The sequence below is a fragment of the Hydrogenophaga sp. PAMC20947 genome (assembly GCF_004795855.1).
Classification (GTDB): Bacteria; Pseudomonadota; Gammaproteobacteria; order Burkholderiales; family Burkholderiaceae_C; genus Hydrogenophaga.
On record NZ_CP039252.1, the window covers coordinates 1,018,494 to 1,043,480 of the forward strand.

At 61.4% G+C, this 24,987-nt stretch carries 6 protein-coding genes; 4 read left to right on the forward strand and 2 right to left on the reverse strand.

Features of this window, described 5'->3' with window-relative positions; all coding sequences use genetic code 11:
* Positions 1-20 precede the first annotated feature (20 nt).
* Complete coding sequence (locus E5678_RS04660; protein ID WP_136177446.1) at positions 21-17,642, forward strand: leukotoxin LktA family filamentous adhesin; 17,622 nt, start codon at positions 21-23, stop codon at positions 17,640-17,642.
* Between the two features lie 20 nt (positions 17,643-17,662).
* The gene (locus E5678_RS04665) at positions 17,663-19,348 is read left to right on the forward strand and encodes a ShlB/FhaC/HecB family hemolysin secretion/activation protein (RefSeq protein WP_136177447.1); all 1,686 of its coding nucleotides are present in this window, start codon (positions 17,663-17,665) and stop codon (positions 19,346-19,348) included.
* Between the two features lie 734 nt (positions 19,349-20,082).
* Here E5678_RS04665 and E5678_RS04670 read toward each other — a convergent pair.
* Entirely contained in the window at positions 20,083-20,415 is a 333-nt protein-coding gene (locus E5678_RS04670; RefSeq protein ID WP_136177448.1) for a DUF3301 domain-containing protein, read from the reverse strand.
* 724 nt (positions 20,416-21,139) lie between these two features.
* Between E5678_RS04670 and E5678_RS04675 the strand changes: the two genes are divergently transcribed.
* Both E5678_RS04675 and E5678_RS04680 read left to right on the forward strand, forming a co-directional pair.
* Positions 21,140-21,580, forward strand: a complete 441-nt coding sequence (locus E5678_RS04675; protein ID WP_136177449.1) for a CBS domain-containing protein — start codon at positions 21,140-21,142, stop codon at positions 21,578-21,580.
* 26 nt (positions 21,581-21,606) lie between these two features.
* Positions 21,607-23,346, forward strand: a complete 1,740-nt coding sequence (locus tag E5678_RS04680) for a SagB/ThcOx family dehydrogenase (RefSeq protein ID WP_136177450.1) — start codon at positions 21,607-21,609, stop codon at positions 23,344-23,346.
* 286 nt (positions 23,347-23,632) lie between these two features.
* Here E5678_RS04680 and E5678_RS04685 read toward each other — a convergent pair whose 3' ends face one another.
* Complete coding sequence (locus E5678_RS04685) at positions 23,633-24,970, reverse strand: DUF2254 domain-containing protein (protein ID WP_136177451.1); 1,338 nt, start codon at positions 24,968-24,970, stop codon at positions 23,633-23,635.
* Between the last annotated feature and the right edge of the window lie 17 nt (positions 24,971-24,987).

The following is a 24,987-nucleotide window of genomic DNA, read 5'->3' on the forward strand; positions in this document are numbered from 1 at the left end:
TTCAGCAGCCGAGGCCTTTCATGCACACCAACTTACCCCACCTAATTGCTGCTGGAACCTCTACCGCGGCGAAGTTGCCCCGTCTGCACCGAAGGACCAGTCTCGCGCTGGCATTGGCCGCCATTTTTGGCACCGGCGCCTCGTCTGTTCAGGCTCAGAACCAGATCATTCCGACCGAAAAAACCGCAACCCAGTTGCAAGTCAACGGCAGCGTCACCAACATCACGACCGGCACGATCAAGGGCGTAACGGGATTCAATTCTTTTTCGCGATTCGAGGTTGATCGCAACAACACGGTCAATCTGATCCTGCCGGGCGCGACGCAGAATCTGGTCAATCTGGTGACCGACCGGGCGATTGAAATCAATGGCGTGGTGAACAGCTTGAGAGACGGCCGCATCGGCGGGAATGTCATTTTTGCAGACCCCAACGGCATGTTGGTCGGCGGCTCAGGGGTTTTGAATGTGGGCAGCTTGTCGGTGCTGACCCCGACCCGCGGGTTCGTGGATGGCGTCATCGGTATCGACGGGACCGTCAGCGACCTGGCCGCTGGCAGCCTGTTGCGGGGCGACGCCGAGCGTTCGTCTGGCGGACTGATCCGCATCGACGGCCAGGTCAATGCACTCGAGCAAATCCGTCTGAACGCTGCCCAGATCAACATCGGCGGCACGCTTGCCGCAGGTGCTGATGTGGTGCATCGCGCCGCATTCAGCGACGCCGTGAATGCCGGCGGCCTGCAGCCATCATCGGGTCTGATCGACAGGGGCGGCGCCATCGAACTCGTCGCCGGCGGCGCCCTTCAGATCAGCGGTTCACTTGATGTGGCGCGGCGCGAAGGGGGCGGCAGCGGTGGCACGTTGACGGTCATGGCCGACAAAATCGAGCTCACCGCAAATGCACGTCTGGATGCCGCCGGTACCAGTGGTGGCGGCCAGATCCAGGTGGGCGTGATGGCCGGGGCGGGGGGCGCGGCGCAGCATGCCAACAGCACGGTGGTCAACCAAGGCGTCAGCCTGACGGCCGACGCCATTGAGGCGGGCGATGGCGGCCAGATTCTGGTCTGGGGCGACCACGGCAACAACTTTGCGGGCCAGGCCACCGCGCGTGGTGGTCGTGACAGTGGCAACGGCGGCATGGTCGAAGTCTCAAGCGTTACGGGCCTGCGCATCACGGGTGCCGTAGACACCTCCGCGGCCAAAGGCACCGCAGGTTCCCTGCTGATTGACCCCGAGAACGTCGAGATTATCGATGGCGCAGCAAGCGCTACCACCGACAACGTCGTTACGGTGGGCTGGCTGCAGTCTCGGGTCAACCAGAATACGACGGTCGCCGCGTCCGCCATTCTGACCGTGGGCGGTGCCACTGGGACCAGCACCAATCTCGATCTGACCAATACCCTGACGCAGAACACATCCACACTGACCTTGAGCGGCTCAGAGGTGGTCCTCAACACGGGTTCCAACATCAGCACCAGTGGCGGCAACGTTCAACTGAATGGCAGCAAGATCACCCTCAATGCCGGCTCGACGATCAATACCGGGGTAAACGTCACTGGAAGCAGCGTAGGCAACATCACGGCCACCGCCCTCAGCGAGGACATCAGCACGGTGATGGGCAACCGCAACGCCGATGCCAGCATCCTCGCCAACGGCACCCTGAATGGCCATGTCATCACGCTGAGCGCAACCGCCAAAGCGGAAACGACCAACCCCGATTTGTTTATCGACAGCAGCGTGGTGGATGCCAAAGACAGGGCCACTGGGTTGCTCGGATTCAAATGGGTTGAAGGGGTCTCCAGTGGCACCGCCAGCGTCACGATCGGAAGCACCGCAAGCCTGACCGCCGTCGACAAGATCGATATCAGTGCAACGGGCTCGCAGGTCTCCAAGCTGGATGTGAAACTGGGCGACAGTGCCAATCCGCTTTTCAATACCGTTGCTGTGCACGGGACGGTCGAGGGCGGGGCGAGCGCGCTGGTCGAAAGCGGCGCCAAGCTCACTGCCGGTGGCGACCTCTCGGTCAAAGCGACCAACAGCAGCGTGCTCGATGTTCAGGCCAAGGTGTTCAGCTACAACGAGAACATCGGGGTCAGTTTTGCGTATGGTGAGAGCGACGTGAAGACTTCCGCCATCGTCCAGAAAGGGGCGGACCTCAAAATCACGGGCGGGATCGATGTGATCGGCCTCAGCGAGGCCAGCTATTCGGTTCAAGCCAGCAGCAGCGCCTGGGGCACCGGCAAGGCGGGCATTGCGGCCGCCATTGGCGACTTGAGCAACAGCAGCGTGGCCGAGTTGAATGCCGATGCAACAACGGCCGGCGGCAATGTGCGGGTACAGGCCGAAAACCTGACCTTGAAAAACTTCACCAAGGCTTCAACCGAAACCGGCAGCGGCATCGCCGCCAAATATCTTCCCAATAGTGTGATGCAAGCTCTTGCGGGGGGCTCCGATGTGCTGACCAGCGCCAGCAGCATCATCACGAACAAGTTGGCTGCGTCGACCAAGAGCGCCAACAAAGCCTCGGGCGGCAGCACCGATCCCTCGACCACCACGTTGAAAATTGGCTCTGCCTTGTCGTTGGTCAACGCGAATTTCAGTGCCCACGCATCGATTGGTCCGTCGGCCAAAGTTGAGTCGACGGGGGGGGATGTGGTGGTGTATGCGAATGTTGAAGACCATGTGGTGCACAACATCGCTCAGAGTGCCGTCAGTTCGGCGACAACGACCGCCGATGGGACCGCTGCCGATCCTGCCGCGCAATACAGCGCCAGCGCCGGGGTGGCGATGGCTTTCCTGAAACACGATGCACAGGCGCTGATCGGTCAACGCGCCGACATCACGGGTCAAGCGATTGTTGTTGACAGCAATGTTGCCCAGCCGCTGGACATCACTTGGGCCCAATGGGATGGCTTCAGTGCGATCACCAACAAGCTCAGCCCCAAGTTGGGTCTTCCCGAAGAGGTGCTGACCAGCTACGCAAACGCCTCGGCGGACGCGACGGGTGCTGCGCTGGCCGGGTCCGTCAACTGGTTCGATGTTGCCAACACCAGCCGGGCTTGGGTAGACCAGAGTGCGCAACTGACCGCAAAGGGTTCCAGTGGAGCGCGCACCGTTGCGCTCGACGACGGCCCATCGAGCAGCCCATCTCGCAGCCTGACTGTGGCCCAGCCCATCAGCATCGCTGCGCACAGCCATGTTGAGACGATCGATGTGGCCGGCAATCTCTCGGCAAAGATGATCAGCGGCACCGGCGGCGGTGCTGACACCACAGCGGTGGGTGGTGCCTTTGTGGGTGTGAATTACGCGAACAAGACCCGTGCCGGGGTCGATGACGGCGTCTCCCTCACAGCCACCAGCGGCGGCATCTCGATACTCGCCGACAGTGACGACAAAGCCTATGTGATTGCACCGTCTACCGGGGAAGGCTCCTCCATCAGTGGCAATGGCGCAGGGGCCTATACCCATATCAACAATGAGACCCAGGCGGCCCTCAGCAATCGGGCCATTGTGACCTCAGGCAGCCTGGACATCGCCGCGCAGGAATCGATGGAAGTGTGGACCGTCGCCGGCGCATTCAACAGCAGCTCCGGCACCTCCGTTGGCGCCAGCATCGCGCTCAATGACTTGAAAACCACCACGGCCGCGCTGATCGGAGATGTCTCCGCTCTGCGCGCGAGTTCCACCCAGGTCAATTTGACTGGCGCAGGCAAGTTAACCCTGGACAGTCTCAGTGTGAAGGCTGAGACGCAGGGGCAGGCCGGTGCGCTCAGCATCGCCGCTGCCCGCGCAAAGAGCGAGCCAGCGCCGCCCAAGTCAGCCGACGATGCGGCGCAAACCAGCGAAACCAAGGCCCAGACGGCTACGCAACCCATCACCGACAGCAGCGCCAGCAAATTGGCCGAAGCTGATGCAAAAGTCAGCGAGATCACGCAGCCGCTTCGCGAGGCCCAAGACCTGGCGAAGAAGGCGGATCCGCAGCCCGATCAGCCCACATTGAACCTGTCTGCCGCGGGCAGCGCCAGCGTCAACAATTCCCATATCACCGCCTCGGCCACGATCGATGCGGCCACCGACGCAACGGTTGCCACGCTTGCGCTGACGGCCAGCAACAACACCAACCTGATCGCCGTCAGCGGTGGCGCGGCACTGACCATGGCCGGTGCGCCGAGCGTGGAGAGAAGTGGCGCGCTGGCTGGCGCTGTGGCGATTGATCTTGAAACCGGCAACACCCTTGCCGGCACCACCGGCAGTACCTTCAAAGGTATCGAGTCGGTGGACATCAACGCCTGGACTTCGGGCCAACACGTTGCGGTTGGCCTTGGCCTGGCTTCCAATTCCGAGACGAAAGATTCAACCACGCTGGTGGGCTCGGTCTCGCTGGCCCAGGTCAGGAACACCACCGAGGCGTTTGCCAGCCAAAGCGAATTCACCGCCAAAGCCAATACCCCCAATACCTCCAGAGGCATCAAGGTACTGGCCTACGACGGAACCTTGCTGGGCATTGGTGGCGGCGCGCTGGCCATCGGTGGCTCAACCGCGGTGGGTGTCGCAATGAGTTTGGGCGACGTCAGCAATGCCGTGAGCGCCCACCTTGATGACACCACCATCAACAGCGGCTTCGATAGCCTGACGGTGGCGGCGTTGAGCCCGACCACCATCGTGGCCACAGCCCTGGAAGTTGCCGGCACCACGGGCAAGACCGCGGCTGGCGCAAGCACCGCCGTGGCCTTGGTGCGCAACCACACCAACGCATCGATCAATGACAGCGAAGTGACGGCCGACAAGACCCTCGTGGTCGCCACCGATAGCCCGTCCAAAGAAGGTTTGAGCGATCTGCTCACCCAGGCCGATGTCGCGCTGAGCGGTTCACCCCAGAACGGTGGCCAGAATGTGGTCGATTTCTCCGACACGGGGCTGCTTAACGAAACACCCGATGGGGCCTCCATCATTGCCATCGCGGGTTCGGTGCAGGCCGGGAAGTCGGCGTTCGGTGCATCGGTGACCTACAACGATGTGCAAAACGAGACCACCGCGCAGCTGTCTGGCACGGTCGATGGCAGCGTCGATGTGCGCGCAGCCGACCACACCAGTGTGATCGGTGTGGCGCTGGGCGTCGCCGTTGGCTCCAGCGGCAACGCTGCGGGGGTCGGGTCCGCCACCGTCAATTTGGTGCACAACACCACGCTGGCCCTAATCGGCAACGATGACGTCAGCGCGGCGACCACCCAGGTGACCGCCAGCAACAGCTCGGGTGATCCGATCGATCTGGTGGCTGTGACGGCCACCTCCGCGACCTCAGTCTGGTCGGTGGCGGGGTCCGCCAGTAAATCGAAATCGGGCAACAGTGGTGGCGCGGCCATCGCGTACAACACAAGCGACAGCGACACTCAGGCCAACGTCGTCAATGCCGCTATCACCGCTACCTCAGGTGGCGTCAAGGTCGATGCGCAGCATGAAGCCAGCCTGCACACCATCGCTGCCGCAGTGTCCCAGTCGGACGAAGCGAATGCCGTGGGCGGCTCGTATGCGCAAAATGTGATCAAAGACTCCCTCGACGCCACTGTGTCGGGCAGCACCATCAGCGCCAAAAGCCTGACGGTTAAGGCTGGAGATGCCGACGGCACCAACGCATCGATCCAGGCCTTGTCTGGCGGGGCAGCGCTTGCCTTGAAAGGCAACTCAGCCGGCGTGGGTATCTCGGTCAATGAGGTCGGGCTCAAGCAGTCGGCACAGGTGAACGACAGCAGCTTGACGGTCGACAAGGTGGTCAACATCGAAGCCACCACCAACACCCAAATCAGCGCCATGGCTCTGGGCGTCAGCGTGAGCAAACAGGCGGGCATCGGCCTGTCGTCCACGGCCAACACCATCGCCAACAAGACCAGCGCCGAACTGACCGCCTCAAGCCTCGCAGGCAGCAGTGTCAAGCTGACGATCAAGGCCCAAGACAGCTCCGCCATCGAATCGCTGGCCGGGGCCTACGGTTCCGGCGAGACTGCCGGTGCCGGTGCTGCAATCGCCGTCAACCGGATCGCCAACGAGGTGAATGCCACGCTGGCAGGTGGTCAGCATGTGGTTGGCACGGCCGACACGGTGCGTGTTCAAAACGCGTGGATTGAAGCCCTGTCGAACGAGACCACGCACAGCATCGCGGTCGGCCTCGGTGGCGCTGCCGGTGGCACCACCGGGCTGGCCGGCGGCGGCTCGGTGGCCGTCAATCAATCTGGCAGCAAAACGCGTGCGGCCATCGACGCCAATGCCGATGTGGATGCCGCCAACAACGTTGGCGTCATTGCCAGCAACACCAACGAAGTGGCGGCGCTGGCCGGTGGCGCAGGTTTGTCGCTCACAGCCGCAGGCGTTGGGATGTCGACCTCGGTGAATTTGCTGTCGGACGAAACCTCAGCGACCGTGGGTGGCAACGATGATGCCGGGCAGAGCGCCACTTCGGTCATCGCCAGGGGCGCCGATGCCAACGATACGATGAGCATCAATACCGGCGAGCTTCAAAACACCGTTTCCTTGCTCAGTAGCTTGACCGCCTCGGCCACTTTCAAGCCGGCGGCGCTCAAGGAAAAAACTTTCGAAAAAAATGGTCTGGGTATGAATGGTCTGGCCGTCAATGCGACCAGCCTTCAGACACTGAGTTCTGCCGCCGTATCTGTTGGCGCTGGAAAAGATGGTGCCGCGGCGCTGACCACGGTCACCAACCATATCGGTGGCAGCACGACCGCTGAAATCACCGGCGCGCAGATCAACCAGGTGGCTGGCGCCTTGGCGTTGGTGGGCAAGGATGTCGATGTCAAGGCCAGTACCCACGCCGCCAGCTCCAGCCTCGTCGGCGCGGTGGCCCTCTCGGCGGGGGCCTCGGGTGGCATTGCCATCGATACCGAGGTGATGTCTGGATCGACCACGGCGCGCGTGACCGACAGCGATGTCAACGCGGCTGGCCTGTTGGGCATCCATGCGCAAAGCAGCGCCACCATCGGTGCGCTGGCGGGCGGCGTGGCCATTGGCAGTGACGCTGGCGGTGCCGGTACCGGACTGGTCGCCGAGCTGAGCGGCAACACCGTTGCCGCGTTGATTGGCGGCGAAGCCGATGTGGGCAGTCTCGCGATCCATGCGAACAGCCAGCAATCGGTCAACCTGATCGGTGGCTCGATTGGCGGCGGCGCCAGTGTCGGCTTGGGTGCGGTGTTTTCCGTGGTCGATTCGCGCCAGACCACCCAGGCGTACATCGGCGATGCCTATGCGCCCACCAATGCATTGGGTGTGGCCCAAGCCTATACACCGAAAGACACCGAAGTCACCTCCCTCGGTGATGTGGGTGTCGAAGCCACCACGGGGATGAACAACGCCCTTTACATTGCCTCGGCTGGGGTCAGTGGCTCGGTTGGCATCGGCCTGACTGCCGGGGTGCTGCTCAACGAGAACAAGACCGAAGCGCAGGTCGCTTATGTCGGCCAAACGGGCTCCACGGGTCTCTCGGCGGGTGGCAAATTGAGCGTAAACGCCGCCGAAACCGATTTAAACCTGCAAGGTGCTGGTGCGTTGGGGTTCGGCGCCAGTGCCGCCGGCATTGGTGCGACAGTGGCGGTAACAGTCGCGAAGGCGCAAGTGCTGGCGCAAATACGCGACAGCCAGGTGGAGAGTGCCAGTCTTAAGCTCTCGGCTGACAATGACCAGGCGCTGTCCAGTACCGCCATCTCGGTTGGCGCTGGTGCGTACGTTGGCGTGGGCGCTACCGTCTCGCTGATCCAGCTCGGTTCCGGCGATGCCGCAGTGCCAGATGGCCTGACCGGTAGCGGTGGTGTATTGGGTTCGGTCAATGCCCTGACCTCCCGCAACAACACCGGTGACGCAGGTGGCACGCTGAGCACCGCAGAGCTGGCAGCGCTCGACCAGAGCACCCGCGTGAACCTCGATACCGAGGGAGCCCTCACCGCAGGCAACCGCAACAGCGCCGTTGCCCACATTGCGTCCAGCACGGTCACGACCACCGACGCAGTTGGCGACCTCGAGGTGTTGGCCTCGGCCACCACCAACATCACGAACAACGCCAGTTCTGCTGGCGTCGGAGGGGTTGGCCTTGGCGGCTCGGTCACCGTCAGCAGCGTCTACAACAACGTCGAAGCCGGGACCGACAGCCAATCGACATTGGTCGCCGCAGGCAACCTGAAGGTCAGTGCGAGCAACGAAAACGGCAGCAGCTCAGACGGCATCACATCCACAGCCATCGCCGGTGGGGGCGGAGTGGTTGGTCTGGGCGCTGCCGTTGGTCTGGCGACCCTCAACAATCAGGTGCTGGCCGATGTGGGTGGCCATGTGACGGCTTCGGGCAATGCCACCGTGTTGGCAACCGACAGCAGCAGCATCGATGCGCAAGCGGTGAGCGTCGCGGCAGGCTTCGTTGGCGGTGGTCTCACGTATGTCGATGCGACAAAAACTGGCAGTGTGCAGGCCACATTCAACCCCGCTTCAGCTACCGGGGTCGCACAGGCCGGCGGCATGGTGGCGCTCGGGTCTGATGGGCTCAAAATCGAGGCCAGCAGCAGCGGCCGTGTGAACGCCAAGGCGCAAGTCGGCACCGGCGGCATAGGCGCGGCCTTGGGCGGCAACCATGCGGCGGCCACCGACAGCGTGAATATCACGGCCGACATCGGCGCTGGCGCAGCAGTCGCAGCGAAGACCATCAGCGTATTGGCCACGCGCACGCCGCAGGTCAAGGCGGACACCTCTTCGTTCGGTGTGGCTGGCGGTGTGCAGGTGGGTGTTTCGGAATCGGATGCTCAGATCACCGGCAAAACTTTGGCTAAAGTGGGCGACGGCGTCGTCTTTGGCTTGTTGATGGCCTCCAACGGCGATGTGTTGCCTTCCTCGTTGGCGGTCAAGGCCCAAACCCTGAAGCCTGATGGTGCAGAGAGCGCCGATGCCAGTGCCTTTGCGGCCGGCGGCGGTGCATTGGCCGGTATCAATGGCGCGCTGGCATTTGCCACCAACAACAGCGACACCGAGGCCCTGGTGGGCAACAACGTCACCTTGCCCTATGGGGATGTGGCGATCAGCGCACTGGCCGATTCGTCTCAGTTGGCCAAGGCCAGCGGGATCAGTGTTAGTGGCGTGCTGGGGGTGGGTGCGGATTACGCGCAGGCCAGCTCCAATCGCACGACCCGGGCGGCATTGGGCAGCGGAGCCCATGCGCTGCTTTTCATCGGCGACCTGACCATTCAAGCCGACGGCACGGATGACAACCAGGCCTATTCCGAAGCCGGCGCCGGCGGCATCCTGGCGGGCGCGGCCGCCATCGCGGCCACCTCGACCAAGGGCAGCACCACCGCAGAAATCGTGGGCGCCAATGTGGCCGGCCCCACATTGTGGGCCGGTGACGTCAGCCTCTCGGCCAAACACGCCAGCCAATTCTTCAGCCAGAGCGATGCCGTACAAGGGTCGCTGGCCGGTGGCAGCGGCGCCAGTTCCACCGGAGCGGTGGACTACACGGTGGCCGCAGACATCGGCAAAAACGCTTCACTGAATGCCACCGACATTCGCATCGAGGCGCTGAATGCCACCGTCGAAAGCGACTTGGGCGACAACGCCAAAGGGGCCAGCGGCGGCGCCGTGGCAGGGGCGGGCATGAGCAGCGTCAACGACATCACCACCCACACCCGAGCCAACATTGGCGATGATGCATCGCTGGTGGTCAGCGGCAATCCGCTGTCGTCCACCCACGGGGATTTGGTGGTGGTGGTGGGCAACACGGTGGTTGCCACCGACTCCGCCAGCGTCAATGCGGGCGGGGCTTTCGCCGGGCTCACCGCCAAATCGATCACCCGCGTCAACAGCGTCAACAGCATCACGGTTGGGGAACGCAGCGTGCTCAGCAGCGTAGGCAATCTTGACTTGGGCACCTACAGCACCGCCAACATCAAAAATGATTCCTACGCACATGGCTATGGCTTGGCCGGCGGCGCAGGGGGCAATTCAACCTCCGATATCAATGTTGATCAAAAGGTCAACATCAATGCCGACGCCAAGCTCGATTCGTGGGGCAACCTGAGCCTCGCAACCGGCAAGGCCGATGGCGGCAGCAAGAGCAATGTGTTGCAGGCCAAGGCCACCAACCAGGTGTACTTTGACGGCGCCTTCAACGGCACCGACCCACATGGTGAGGCCAATATTCACAACAACGGCACAGTCACCGTGGCGGACGGCGTCACGCTCGACAGCGTGCGCGATATTGCGCTGGCTGGCGTGGCAGGGGTGACCAGCGCGGCAGCTTCCGGGAGCGGGCATTACACGATATTGGGCATACCGGTGTCCAACAGCAGCCAGTCGACCAGCAACGACGGCCAGCAATCGCTGAGCTTCAACGGCACCGCCGTGGCCGGTACCCGGCACGAGGTGTCGCTGGATGTGGATGCTTACGGCAACATCACCGACCAGAAGAATCTGGTCGATGCCGTAGACAAGATTGCCGATTACAAGCCAGTGCAGAACCTGATTGACCAGGTCAACCGACTGGGTGTGCTCAAAGCCTCATCAAGTAGCACCTCGGAGCAAGCCGATGCCCAGGCGCAGATCGATACCCTGAATGCGCTGATCCAGACCCTGAACGGCCGTGGACTGAACGCCTCGACTCAGATCAGTGCCATCGAAGTCAAAGACACCATGGCCGCTGGCGGCAATATCGACATCACCGCCGACCAGATTGAAGGCTCGGGCAGCATGACGGCTTGGGGCGGCCCGACGATTTCGCTCCACAATGCCAGCGCCGATTTCCTGGTGGTGGACCAACTGTTCATTCCGAATGAGTTGGGCGGCAACATCCGGCTGCGCGGCACTGGCCAGGCGCCAGTTGGCCTGATCACAACCGAAAACAACAAAGACGGCGCGGCATCGATCGATATTCGCAATACCTTTGATACCTCGGTGCCAGGCCAGGCTCCAGTTACCGCCCCCGCCATCTTCTTGACCAACAGCATTGAGAGCGCCGGCGGCTCGCTGTCGATCTTTAACCAATCGGGCGATCTTGGGCAATTCGGCGCTGTGTCCGTCAGCAGCCTTGATGTGCAGGTGCCCAACGGAGCGTTCATCGTCAATTCACCCACGGCGGGCTATTTCCTCACGGGGGATCCGCAGGCGACATATGGTGCGGCGGGCGCGATTTTGGATACAAGCACCAAATTTTTAGGTAACTTGTGGAACGCCTCGAATGGGTCAACTGTCTTCCTGCCCGGCGGCAGCAACCCTTTGGGCAACCGAAGCTCATTGACTTCGGACGGCGGCGGTGGACACGGGACTGTGGGGTCTGCCGATGAGGCGATTACTTTGGTGGCCAACTATTTTGCCCAGCACCAGTCAGACTACACGAGTGCAGACTCCGCATCAAACGAGGCCCTTGGGATGTTCTTGGCGGGGTCGCCAGGAAACTATTGTGGTGGTTCATTCTTTTGTTTTGGGTACGACGGGCCAACCAACGGAACCGGCTACATGTTCATGTACCCGGGCAATGGCTATTACGCAGGATCGAGCGATTCCTACAAAGAGACCTATGGCAGCGACACCAGTTATTACGTCAACCGCTACGCCCTGCCAGCTATCGGCGTGCGCAAGTTGGTCAATACAGTAACGACCCTGCCCGAGGCGGCAACGACGTCGACCATTGTGGTCGGCACCAACGCGATCATCAACGCCAAATACATCGACATCAACGGCAGCATCAAGGCCGGGCTGGCGCACGATTTTTCGGCCACCATCAGCGACGTCATTGGCACGAGCAGCAACGGTATTCCCGCAGGGAAGAATTTCATCGATTGCATCAACGACGCGGTGTGCCGGCCCAGTGTCAGCAGCTTTCTGACCGCCAACGGCCTCTACAAATACCCCACCTCGGGCATTGCGGTTGCCAGTGGGGCTACCGCGGTCGATGTGTATTACGACCCGAGCATCAAACAACTGGTGCTGCAGAATATTTCTGGCGGCGGTGCGGGCTCTGTGAGCCTGCGCGGCCAAATCATCAATACCAACAACTCGACCAGCAGCGGCAGCTCCATCGAGGTGGCCACCGGCTTTGCCAAGGTCGATATCGTCAACAACACCGGGGCCATTCTGCAGACGGGCGACATCAACACCGGCAATGGCAACGTGGGGGTGATCAAGATTACCGACACGCTCAAGCACGACAGCCAGGGCAACGCCCTGACAACCTGGTATGTGAACCGCCTTGGGCAAGGCACGAGCCAATATCAAAGCCACACGGCAACCGACTACGCGGGGCTGACTACCAGCGTTTCCAACGGCCAATATGCACCTGCCGAGGGCGCCCGCTATCAATGGCAATACGATGCCGACCTGAGTCGCACGTTCACGGTGACGGGTGGAGACTGGCCAAGCGCGACCACTACGGCCTGGACTTGGACGGAGTTGAAGTCAAACACTGCCGATTCGCTGGGCGATGTCTGGAAAATCACCAAGGGGGTCATAACGGACGCCTCACTGGTTGATACGGCATTCCAGCAGAGTTTTACCGGCTCCGCGACAAGCAATGTCTACAGTGTCAACTACACGTATGGCGGTGATTGGAAGTGGAACTGGGATGTGATGACGAGCGCCCACATCGCCTCGACCGTCAGCCTGAAAGCCGATTACGGCATCAAGATCGGTTTTGATGGGGGCCGTGAGGCGGGTGAAGTGTCGGTTGCGTCAGCACAGTCGTCCATCTTGCTGGGTGGGAACATTCAAAACATCAACGGCCTCACCTCGCTGACCGCCAATGGGGTGGGGGCCACGGTGTCGGCCAATGCCAATGGCGTGATCAACACCCAGTCGCTTGCCATCCAGGCCGACAGCAGCATTGGCGCACTGAACGATCCGCTGAAAGTCACGCTGACCAACCCGTTGGTCGCAGCCGCTGGGTTGAACAAGGTCTCGGCCATCAGCCACAGCGGCGATATTGGTCTGGCGCTCAGCGGTGCTGATGCGATCTTGTCCGACATTCGCACCAATGCCTCTGGCGATGTGCTGGTACACGCCAACGGCAGCATGCTGGGTGACGCGGCGCTTCCCGTGGCGCTTCCCGTAGCGGTCACCGGCCGCAACATCACGCTGCTGAGCGACAACGGCAGCATTGGCAGCATTGCAGCGCCGCTCATCATTCAGACGCTGGCCAGCACCAACGCCCAGACGGGCGCCATCACTGGCGGTGTGCTCAACGCGGATGCGCTGGGCGATATCGGTATTTGGCAAAACGCGGGCGACCTCTATCTTGATCACGTCACCACGGTGGGGGATGTCAAGCTGGTTGCGGCGGGCAATTTGCTCGATGGCCGCACCGCGCAGCGCTCGGACAACAGCGCCGAACTCGCGGCGGTGTGGGACAAGATGAGCCTGCATGCAAGCAGCAACGACCTCACGGCGATCACCGCCTTCGAGAACACGGTCAATGGCAACTACGCGAGTTATTGGGCGTTGATGGGCCATGGCGCCGTCGTCAACGGTGGCTTTGTGCTTGACGCTGATGGCATCAAGGCGCTGCAGGCGCAAGCCGACCAGAGCCTGCAGGCGCAGGCAGGGCAGAGCTATGCACCCGGTATGTCGTCGGCCTTGCCTTTGGTTTCGGCCACGGCGCAGCAGGTCATGGACTACGCCCAGGCGCGCTACCTGGCGCTGTCTTCCGCCATCGTCGCCGCGAACGGCGGATCGTCGAGCAGCCTTGCAGGCACATCGCAAGACTATTTTTCGGCCATCGTGGCGCGTACCTACAAGCCTTTCACGGCCAGCAGCGATCAGGTGGATGCCCTGACCCGAGGGCAGTATTGGACCGACGATGCCTTGCTGTATCAGATCAATGCCTCGGCCTTGCAACCGGCCAGCAGCGCGGTCACTGCGGTCAGCGATATCAACATCAAAGGTCGCAGGGTGGAGCTGGTCAGCACCGGCGCCGGCATCGGCAAGCTCGGTGATGCGGTTTCGTTTGACCTCAGCAGCGGCGGATTGAGCGGCGCCAGCCTGTCTGTTGAACAGAAAGCCGCATTGGCCTCGGCCAACTCAGCGGGTGACCTGATCAATCTGAAATACGCCGGCAGCAACGGTCAGGACCCCAATGCCTGCAGCGCAGCGATTGCGGACTGCAAACTGGTGAGCTTTGATATCAAGCCGACCAGCCCGGTTTTCGTGAACGTCGGTCAGGCGTTTAGTGGCAGCGCCGCTACCGACGCTTACATTCAGGCGCAGGGAAGCCTGCCCTTGGCGGGCTTCAGCGCCGGACAAAACCTGACCATCGTGAGTGAAAGCGGCATGAGCAATGCCGCCGCCAGCGGTGTGACGGCGGTCAAGGCTTCCACGCTGAATTTGCAGAATGGCAGTGGCTCCATCGGCAGCGCGGCAGCGGCGCTGACCCTGGAGGTGAGTGGTCCGTTGCAAGCGGCGCGCAGTGGCAATGCACAGGGCGGCGACATCCACCTGGATGTGGTGAAGGGGAACCTCAGTTTCCTGGACTTGTTTGCGGCCAACACCTTGTCCATCAAGACCAGCGATACGGCGCCTGGCATGGGCAATGTGTTCAGTACCCATGCGATTGGCGGCGCTCCGGCGGTCTCTTTGGCGGCGCAGAATTTGGCGCTGGACACCACCGGAAGCGTTTACCAGGAGGTCAACGGGGTCAGAACGCAGCTGATTGCGCGTCTGGGCAGCGACGCGGCGCCAGGAGAGGTGCTCGGCACGGTGGGCCAGGACCTTGATTTGTTCAATGAGAATGCGTTCACCGTTGGCACGTTGGCGGTGGGCGGCAACGCGAGCCTGTCGACCGACAGTGCGGACATCACGGTGGATGCGCTCAGCGCTGGAAACGTCGATCTGAGCTCGGCCAGCGGAAAAATCCTGGGCCTGCAGCGATCGACGGGGTCTGCCGAAAATGTCTATTCGACGGGCACCGTCACCCTGAACGGCGGCACACAGCATGCGCAGACCAATACCAACGGCGGCGGTATTGGCCAGGACAGCGATCACCGGTTGGTGGTGTCAGCGCAGAATCTCGACGCGACCACGGGTGCGGGCGATATCTTCATTGGGCTGGCGAACAACCAGTTCACGGACCGCACCGCAAGCATTGTCGGGAAAGCGGGCACGGCGATCGATCTGAGTTCATCGGTCGATTTCATTGCTTCCAAAGTGGCTTCTGCAACGGGCAGCAACAGCGCCACCAGCAGCGACACGGGGAGCGATATCCGCTTGTCCAGCACCGGCACGGCGAAGATGCGTTTGGCCGATGTCAGTGCTGGCCGCGACCTGCTGCTCAATTCGGGCGATGGCGCTTTTGTGATCGAACCCAATGCCCGCATTGCAGCGGCGCGCGACATTGTGTTGACGATGACCGGCAACGGCACCATGACCGATGCCACCGCCAACAGCACGTCGACCAGCAGCATTTCAGCGGGTCGCAACATCGGCATGAATGCGGCGGCGATCAGTTTGCATGCGCTCACGGCGGCCGGTGGCATCGACCTGACCGCCCGCACCGGCGACATCGACTACACCAACCTCAACGCCATCGGCGGCTCCTTGAGCGCGACCGCAAAGGGCAAGATCACCGGCAATGCGGGTGGTCAACTCAACGCGGGTGGTGATGCCACGCTGAGCGCGAACGCTGTTGCGTTGGCCGATGTGAAGGCCGGGCAAGACTTGGTGATCACGCTGGATGGTGGCGATTTTTCTACCCTTGCGGGCAGCAAGGTGGCCGCCGCACGCGACCTGCGGATCACGCTGGGCGGCAGTGCGGTGCTTGACGATAGCCGCGCCAGCGGCCTGACCACCGGCCGCGATGCTTTCCTCGAAGCGTCGGCGCTCCGGCTTGACAACTTCACCACCGGGCGTGATCTGAATTTGATCGCCAAGGCTGGGGATATCCATTACGCGAACCTGAATGCCGGCGGCAATCTGCAGGCAACCGTGCGCGGAGCGCTGATCGGCGATGCCAGCAGCCTGCTGCAGGCTGACGGGAACGCCTCGGTGGTGGCCGACTCGGCAAGCTTCGACCGGGTCACCGTTGGCGGCACGGCCGACTTGACCAGCCTGGTTGGTGGGTTGACCGGCAGCGGTTTGCTGCAAGCCAGCACCCTCACGGCCAACGCCCACACCAGTGCCCAATTGAACGCTGTCAAGACAAGCGGCACAGCGCTCGACCAGATCACGGCCGCTCAGGTATCCATAGCCTCGCTCGACACCGCACAGTCGGTGGCGATTCGCTCGGCTGGCGATATTGCGCTCGGCAGTGTTCAGGTGGGCAGTGCGGCACATGCTGCCGACCTGAGCGCGAAGGCCACCGGGGCTTTGAGCGTGATGAGCGGTGACGTCTGGCGCGATCTCGATGCCAGTGCGGCCACGATCGATCTGCATGCGTTGCGCGTGCATGGCAATGGCGTGGTGAGCGCATCGGGCGACTTCAAAGCAGGCGTTCTGACGGTGGACGGCAATTTGAACGCGACGGCTGGCAACACCTTCACGGTTGATACGCTGGGCGTGGGTGGCAAGCTGGATCTGAATGCAGCGGTTCGGATTGACGTTGGCGTTGCCAGCGTTGGCACCGATGCCGTGCTGAAGTCGGGAAGCGTGAGCATTGGCACCCTGTCGGCCGGGAACGATGTGTTGTTGACGGCGACGCAGGGCGATCTGACTTACAACAACCTGAGCGCGGGCCGTGATCTGAAGGCTCAAGTCAGCGGCAAGCTGGTGGGCTCGTCCACTGGCGTGATGCAGGCAAGGCGCGATATCACGGTCGCCGCAGACAGTTTCGAATTTGGCTCCATGAGGGCGGGTGGCAACCTGTCGATTGCGACATCGCAAGGACTGAGTGGCAATGTGTTGGCCGCCGGTGGCGCACTGGATCTGGCGGCTGGGAGCACGGTTGCGGTCAGAGATATCGAAGCTGGCGGTTCGTTGCAGCTGCGCACCAACGGCAATATTGATCTCGACCGACTGACTGGTGAGACGCTTGCGTTGACGACCCCAGGCAACATTTCCATCAATGAGGTGCGCCTCGGGAAATCCCTGTCATTGGCTGCCAACGGCATTACCGCTGGTGTCACCGCATCGGGGCCGAACCCGGTCCAGATCGACGCGACCGGTTTTGGCGGCGGTATTGCGTCGAAGGTGGTGTTGAAGGTGGATGCCCCGGCGGGCCTTGAGTTCAAGCGCCTGTATGCGAACAACGCCTCTATCGACAGCACCGCTTCCCACAACGCCATGGCCGATGCCCGCATCGGCACCTTGCTGAAATACCGGACTCCCGCTGGCGCGTTCGAGGTGAGTGGCTTTGTTCCGGCGTTTGTGCCGGGCTTGCTGGCGCAGTTTTACCAGCCGTCACTTCGCCCGTTCTTTCAGACACTGGACGGTCGCAACTTCCTCACCAATGCCTATGTGCTGCAGTTGGATCGGTCGGCATACGCCAATTCTGCGAGCTACAACCGGGATCACCGCGACAGCGATGTGTTGGGGTTGAACGCGAGTGCGCTGCGCGACGCCTTGTTGCTCAGCCCATTTGACTGGGCGCGACAGTGGGACGTGGTGACGCCGCCGACCCAGGAAAAGAAGAAACCGGTGCGGCTGGATGAGGACAGCATGGATGCGGTGAATCTCGGCCAGCTTTAGGCTTTGAAGCGCGGACAGGCGTGAGCCATGAGCCGCAGCAGCGAACAGATGTAAAAGGAAATGTGATGCGATGTCAGTTCAATAGAGCAGCAATTTGTGTGGTGTGGGGTTGGTTCGCCATGTTGCCGCTCGCCACGCGGGCACAAGCCGTGCCGCCATCTCAGGCGCCGCAAATTGATCCCGCTGCCTTGCAGCGCAATGACGCTGATCGGCGACGCTATCTGGAGCAACAACCGCAGGCCCAGCCGCCAGGACCGGTGTTGGTTGACGAGCAACCCGTTGCCGCTCCCGAACAGGGGAGCCAAGTTCGGTTCATATTGAAGGAGCTGCGCTTTGATCCCAGCTTCTTTCTGACCCAAGAGCAGTTGGCGTCGGTGGCCGCCAAGTATGTCGGGACTGAAATCAACTACGGTGGCCTGTCGGCCATCGTTGACGACATCAATGCCCTGTACAGAGAACGCGCCATCCTGACCGGGCGTGCGATTCTGCAATCGCAGCAGATCACCCAGGGCGTGGTCAAGATCAGCCTGGTTGAGGGCCGACTTGGTACCGTCACGGTCGAGGGCAACAAGCGGTTGTCTACTGCCTATGCCGTTAACTGGCTGCAGGCCGAACCTGCGAAAGTTCTTGATACCGCGGCATTGCAGGAAAGGATTGAACTGTTCAATCTGTCCGATCGATCGCGTATGGAAGCCCGTTTGCGTCCAGGTGCAGATTTCGGGATGACCGACATCCTGCTCGAGCTGAGCGAACCGCCTTTGGTACCGTTGCGCGTGTTTGCCGACAATGAGGGGGCTGAGAGTGTCGGACGGGAGCAGGTTGGCTTTGAGACAGGTCTCAATGGCTTGCTGGGTATCGATGACCGAATTTTGCTGAACGCAACGCACTCCAAGGGGTCGACGCCGATTTCGATGTCTTACAGCATCCCCCTGAATCAGTCAGGTGGGAGGGGGACGCTGTCTCACAGTGACATCAAGACCAGCGTGATCGCCGGCCCCTACCGCGCGCTTGATATCACGGGACAATCCAAGACCACTCAGCTGACCATTTCGCAGCCGCTCGCGAAACACGATATCTGGCGCTACGATGGCGCGGTTTCGGTCGGCCATACCAGTGCCAGCAATTTGATTTCAGGTGAAGTGCTGAGCAACACCAATATTGACAACTTGACCCTGGGCTTGAATGCCATCGGCCGTGATCCAAACCGAACTTTGGCAGCAGGGCTCAACACCACCCTGGTGAGTTTTGCGTCGCTAGGGCAAGCGCGTCATAGCGCCAGCGCCACCCAGCTCAGCGGTACCTGGCTTGAACGGATTGGCGCAAACGGCTATTCGATTTTGCGCTCCACGGTTCAATATTCGACCGCGAATGTGTTGCCATCGACCATGTTGCTCCAGCTTGGCGGCACTACCTCGGTGCGAGGCTACACATCGGGTGCGGTTTCCGGCACCGACGGGTATTTCCTGAATGCCGAGTACCACCATGCGCTGAATGCCAGTGTCTCAGGCATCCTTTTCGTCGATAGCGGAAATGTACGTTCAGCGGGCGTTGCCTCTCAGCGCCTCAGTTCTGCGGGGTTTGGGTTGGATTGTCAGTTGGCAAAAGGGGTGAGCCTGAACTGGATGGCTGCCCGTGCGTTAAAAACCGTGCTGCCAGATCAGGTCAATTGGCAAACGACTGCGCGTATTTCTTGGGAAATTCTCTGATGCCAGTTCTTCAATCTTGAAGAACGAATCACTGGAGACTTGAGGCCGGGAATGGGCCAAGGGGTGCTCCTGAGAATCAAAGGCAAGCAATGCCAGGATGCCAACAAACACCTACCGATGCCAGGCCAAACACCTTGGCGGACGACCGGCATTTTTCAAATTCGGTGTGTCAGAAGCGCATGCTCCATCCGACCCGATCAAAGAAAAAATGGTGCCAGGGGGCGGTACTGGTTGGGCGATTTCGCAGATCTGCAGATCCACTTTCCCCACATTGCAGTCGCCTTTGGACGGGAGGCGAGGGGCCGCAACGGGTCGAGCGCACCTGTTCATCCTTGGCATGAGCAGTCGTTCCCGATACCTTGTCTGGCTGGCCTCGGTCGAGTGACCAGTCTGGGAGCCCAAACAGGCGACTGGAGTCTTGTTCCGCGAAAGACCGGTGGGGGCATTTGAGAACTTTCAGGCGTCTGTTTCGTATGCCTGGACCCAGCCTTGAAGGGTTTTCAAATTTTCCAGCTTCGGCTTTGCCGCGTTAGCTGTCGCCCACGACAGGCAGCTGTAGGGAAATTCAATTAGACGGTTCGTCAGCCCACTTTTCCATAGGTTTGTTGGACTTTGTTTGTGGACTGCTGAAAAGCGCCTTCCGCAGGGCCTTTTCACCTCTCGCTCACAGCCCTGCGTGCCCTGACAGCCAGGAAAGCGGAGCAGCCGGACAATTCCATCACCAGCCTGTGTATTCAATGCAGCGTGATGTCCGCGCCTGGCAGTCGCGGGCTGAAATTCACGAACTGAACTGCCTGGCCAAGCATGACGATGCTGCCTGGCTGTCGATTATTGCCAGTGTCACTGTGCTCAAAAGTGTAGGTGCGTTTGAGTGTGAGGCGTCCGCCTTCGTCACGTGCCAGTTTGATATTTGCGAGGGAGACAGTATCGTCGAGGAATTGCACCTCATTCACATGACATTGGCTGCGGGCGCGCTCCACGGCGATCTCGTGGACACGGGTACTGTCGAACCATAGCCAGAAAAGACCTCCCAGAATGGCGACGCTGATGATTTCAATCCATGACATGATGAAAAAGGGTGAGCCTTCTGCCTGAAGGGCTAGAGGTTAAAGATCATGGCACCTACGGGTAGGCGATATTCGGGTAAGTTGACATTGCAATTTTCCCCGCTGCGATAGCCCATCGTTGTGCGCGCGCAGAAAACAAAGACAGGCGAAGCCTTGTGAATTTTTGACCCGTCTGCCGCATAGACTCGATGCTGAAGGCTGCGAATTCGTCGAGGACAACGAGTCACTCAGCATTGTTCGGAGTGGTCGATCTGCCCGCTGGGAAACTTGCGGGAAGGATCGTAAGCCTTGCTTGCACGAAGAGCGAGAAGGGACTGCCAGCAATATCCATGGAATGGCTCGGATGTTTGCCGAGAGCAGCACTTGCCCAAAGAAGCTGCCCGATGGCGCCTTTTTCTGCAGATGGACTTCCCCCGCTTCAATCGACACCTGTTAGGGGAAAAATGAAATGTGTGACGTCTCTCCAGAGCGAAGCCACTGAAGCGCATCGCTTCGCCGCCTAGCCTCATTGGAAGGCTGCTCGGGCGTCCTTAGCTTGGCAGGGTACTCTGATTTTCTCAGGCAATCAGAGTGGTATGCGGCGTCCGCGCAGCATCGGTGTCGTGGTGGGGGAGCCCCAGCTTCAACTTGAGGTTGTTTACCTTTCCCGACCAAGCGAGCAAACTGTGCTGGTGAGCGATGCCACCCACTTCGCTCCAGACCACGATCCTTCGAGGGGAAAATCATGAACACTGTTGCGCAGATTCTCAGCTCCAAAATCGACCAGGTTACCTACACAATGGAGCCGAGCACCACCGCCCACGAGGCGGTTCGCTTGATGGTCGAGAAGAACATCGGGGCTCTGGTGGTGGTTGAAAACGGAACGGTCGTTGGCATCGTTTCAGAGCGGGACTATGCACGCAAGCTCGTGCTCAAGGCTCGCTCGCCCATGGACACCCTGTTGGGCGACATCATGTCGAGCCCGGTGATGTGCGTTCGGCCCCACCAGACGAGCGACGAGTGCATGGCCTTGATGACTCAAAACCGCCTGCGCCACCTTCCGGTGATGGAGCATGATCAGCTCATCGGTCTCATCTCGATCGGAGACCTGGTCAAAGCCACCATCACGGAGCAGCAGTTCATCATCGAGCAACTTGAGCACTACATCATCGGGCAGCGGGGCTGACGCCAGGCAGCACGGTTTTCCCTGCCATGGACGACGTCTCCAGGATCGAAACGGTGATGCGCTATCACGAGCGAACCAAGCATCACTTCAACCGCTACGCGCCCGGGCCAGGTGAACTCGATTGGGCGAACCAGCCGAATCCGTTCCGCCGTTTCGAAGGCGCACCGTTGGTGCGTCTGCCGCTGCTTGGCCCCGACGACGAACCGAAGTCACCCCAGTACGAAGACCTGTACCGCCGTGGTGTGGTGCCAAGCATGCCGCTCACGGTTCGCTCGCTATCGCGGTTGCTGCAATACGGGCTGGGCCTTTCTGCCTGGAAGCAAGCCGGCACCACGCGCTGGGCGTTGCGCTGCAATCCGTCCAGTGGCAATCTGCATCCGACCGAAGGGTACCTTCTGATTGGCGCGCTGCCTGAACTCAGCGACACGCCGGGTCTGTACCACTATGCACCCCGCGAGCACGGGATCGAACGCCGAGTGGACTGCAGCGCTGACCTGTTCACGGCGTTGATGGGTGAGTTTCCGGCGCAGACCGTTCTGCTTGGGCTTTCGTCGATCCACTGGCGCGAGGCATGGAAGTATGGCGAACGAGCGTTCCGCTATTGCCAGCACGACGCGGGACACGCGATCGGCGCATTGCGCATCGCCGCTGCGACGCTGGGCTGGAGCGCTTCGCTGCTAGATGGCCTGGCAGACGAGACCATAAACGACCTGCTCGGATTGAGCCGAGCCGAGGACTTCGAGGGTGTCGAGCGCGAGCACGCGGTTGCAGTCCTGGCCGTTTGGCCGACCCATGTCGGTGAGCGCCGACAGGCCTGCGCGCAGCGTGCTGTTCCCAGGCACCTCGATTCTGCCCTCGTGCAGGACCTGACTCGGGCTGGTTGGCACGGCGCCGCGAACCGGCTCAGCCGCGATGAGCCGGTGCGCTGGGAGGGGATTGAAAAAGTTGCCGCTGCTACGCTCAAACCGACCGGTGATGCGCCAGGTTTCGAGACGTTCGAATTGCCGGGGGCCGAGCACAACGGCCTCGCAAGTGAAGGCGGTCCGCAGGCGGGACAGATCATATTGCAACGGCGAAGTCTTCAGGCCTGCGACGGTCAGACGGCGATCACGGCCACAAGCTTCTACCGGATTCTCACGCGCTTGATGCCACTCGTCGAATTGCCCGCGAGTCGGCGCCCGATGCCCTGGGATACGATGGCCGAGGATTCGAACATCCAGCTCGGCCTGTTTGTTCATCGCGTGACGGGGCTCGAGCCTGGGCTGTACCTGCTCGTTCGCGATCCGACCAAGATTGGCAACCTGAAACGCGCAATGAACCCGGACTTCGACTGGTCAACGCCACCAGGCTGCCCGGCCGAACTGCTGCTGCGCATGCTCAAAGCCGGTGATGCGAGACGACTTGCGACGCAACTCAGCTGCCATCAGGACATCGCCGGCGACGGCGTCTTCTCGCTGGCCATGATTGCCCAATATCAGGAACCCCTGTTCACACATGGAGCATGGTTCTATCGAAGGCTGTTGTGGGAAGCGGGGCTGATCGGGCAGGTCTTGTATCTCGAATCCGAAGCCGCAGGCGTGCAGGCCACAGGTATCGGCTGCTACTTCGACGATCCAGTGCATCGCATGTTCGGGATCGAGGATCTTGCGTACCAGTCGCTCTATCACTTCACAGTTGGCGTCGCGATCGAGGATCTGCGCCTGACCACTTTGGCGCCCTATGGCACCGGTGCAGACCGGCAGGAACGCGGCATCGACCGACCCTGAACGATAGATTCAGGCCGCGCACAGCCACACAGGTTGACGCGCTCCACAAGATCACACCGGAATCAGGTCAGGCTGGAGGCTGCTTTCTGGCGTTGATTTTGAAGTTTCTGCCCCTTACCCTCTGGCGTTGAGCGGCTGCTGTTCCCTTGGCCCACCGGCTGCTCCTGGCCGATCTGCGACGCTCACGTTGCGGCCACTGGCGGCGGGGCATGAGCAATGCTGGTCTGCTGCTCGGGCACCAGAGCAATGGCCGGGGTGCCCTGTGGCGGCAAGGCCCGCAAATGCGTCAACCGATCCGCTCGCAAACCGCCTCTGTCGCCGCCGCAAAGCCAGCCTCGACGGCGGCCAGATCGTACGCTTCCGGCACAGCTTCTCGCGCCCCTCTGACGATCATGCCGGCGTGGCGCTGGAGGCAGGCCGCATCCTGCGCAGATTGCACGTGGCCTGCGATCTGGATGAGGGCATCGAGCATGCGGATCGCCACGGCCGGGTTCGAACGGGCGTTTTGCCGGATCTGGTTAAAGGCCAGGTCCAGGATCCCCGCAAACGAAGATCCCGGCGCCACCAGCCGCAGCCGTCCCTGAGAGTCGAACCGAAAGGGTGATGGCATGTCGCGCCGGGCCAGGCGGCACAGGGCCGATCCCAGTCGATCCACGCAGGCGATCGCCGTGAACGGGTCGTTGATGCCCGGCGACAGAGCCCGCACGGCGATTTCGACCAATTGGTGGAACGAGAACTCGATGTCCTGGGTGGCGGTGCGCTGGTTGCCGAGCACGAAGGCGGCGTTCATCTTGTCCACCAGGGCTTCGGTGACCCGATCCCCCGGCCAGACCATCACCATCGCCCGGCCCTTGACGAGGTAGTGCCCCGGCCGGCGTTCCAGCCGAAGCAGCAGATCTTCCTCGCAGGCCAGATCCATCAGGGCCCCGGCATCGATCAGCTGGAGATAGCCGTCCCCGGTGGCGCCCACTGGCCTGGCCTCGCTCGCAAACGCCACTGGCAGGTCGGTTTCGCCTGACACTATTGGGACTTCGGAGCCAAGCTCGCCAACGTGGTCGGGAAACAGCTTGTCGATCGCGTCATCCAGTTCCTTGCCGATACGTGCCACGACCTGATCCGCCTGGATCGAGACGGAGATGTGGTGGATGAAGTAGATCAGCACCCCAACGCTGACAATGGCCAGCAACACACCGATGCTGACAGAGAGATGCGGGACGAAGGCCGCCTCGCCGGTGCGCCGGATGGTGCGCAGGACGAGCAGGCAGTACACAAACGTGGCCACAAAGGTGCCCAGAACCACCTGGTTGGTGGTGTCGCGCATGAAGTTGCGCAGCATGCGCGGGCCCAACTGGGACGAGGCGAGCGACAGCGCCACCAGCGTCATCGAGAAGACGGTCCCGGCAATGGCGATCATCGAACCGGCCACGGTGCTTAGCAGCAGGCTTGCACCCTCTGCACCCCCCGAATAGCTCCAGTTCAGGCGCTGTAGCCAGTCGTCATCGACGGCCTTGTCGAGCTCCACGGCGAAGAAGGCCAGTGCCACGGCCAGGCATGCCATGGCCGCTGGCACGAACCACAAACTGGATCGAAGTCGATCCCAGTATTTCAGCAGCCATGTTTTCATGAAACCTCACTTCAGCT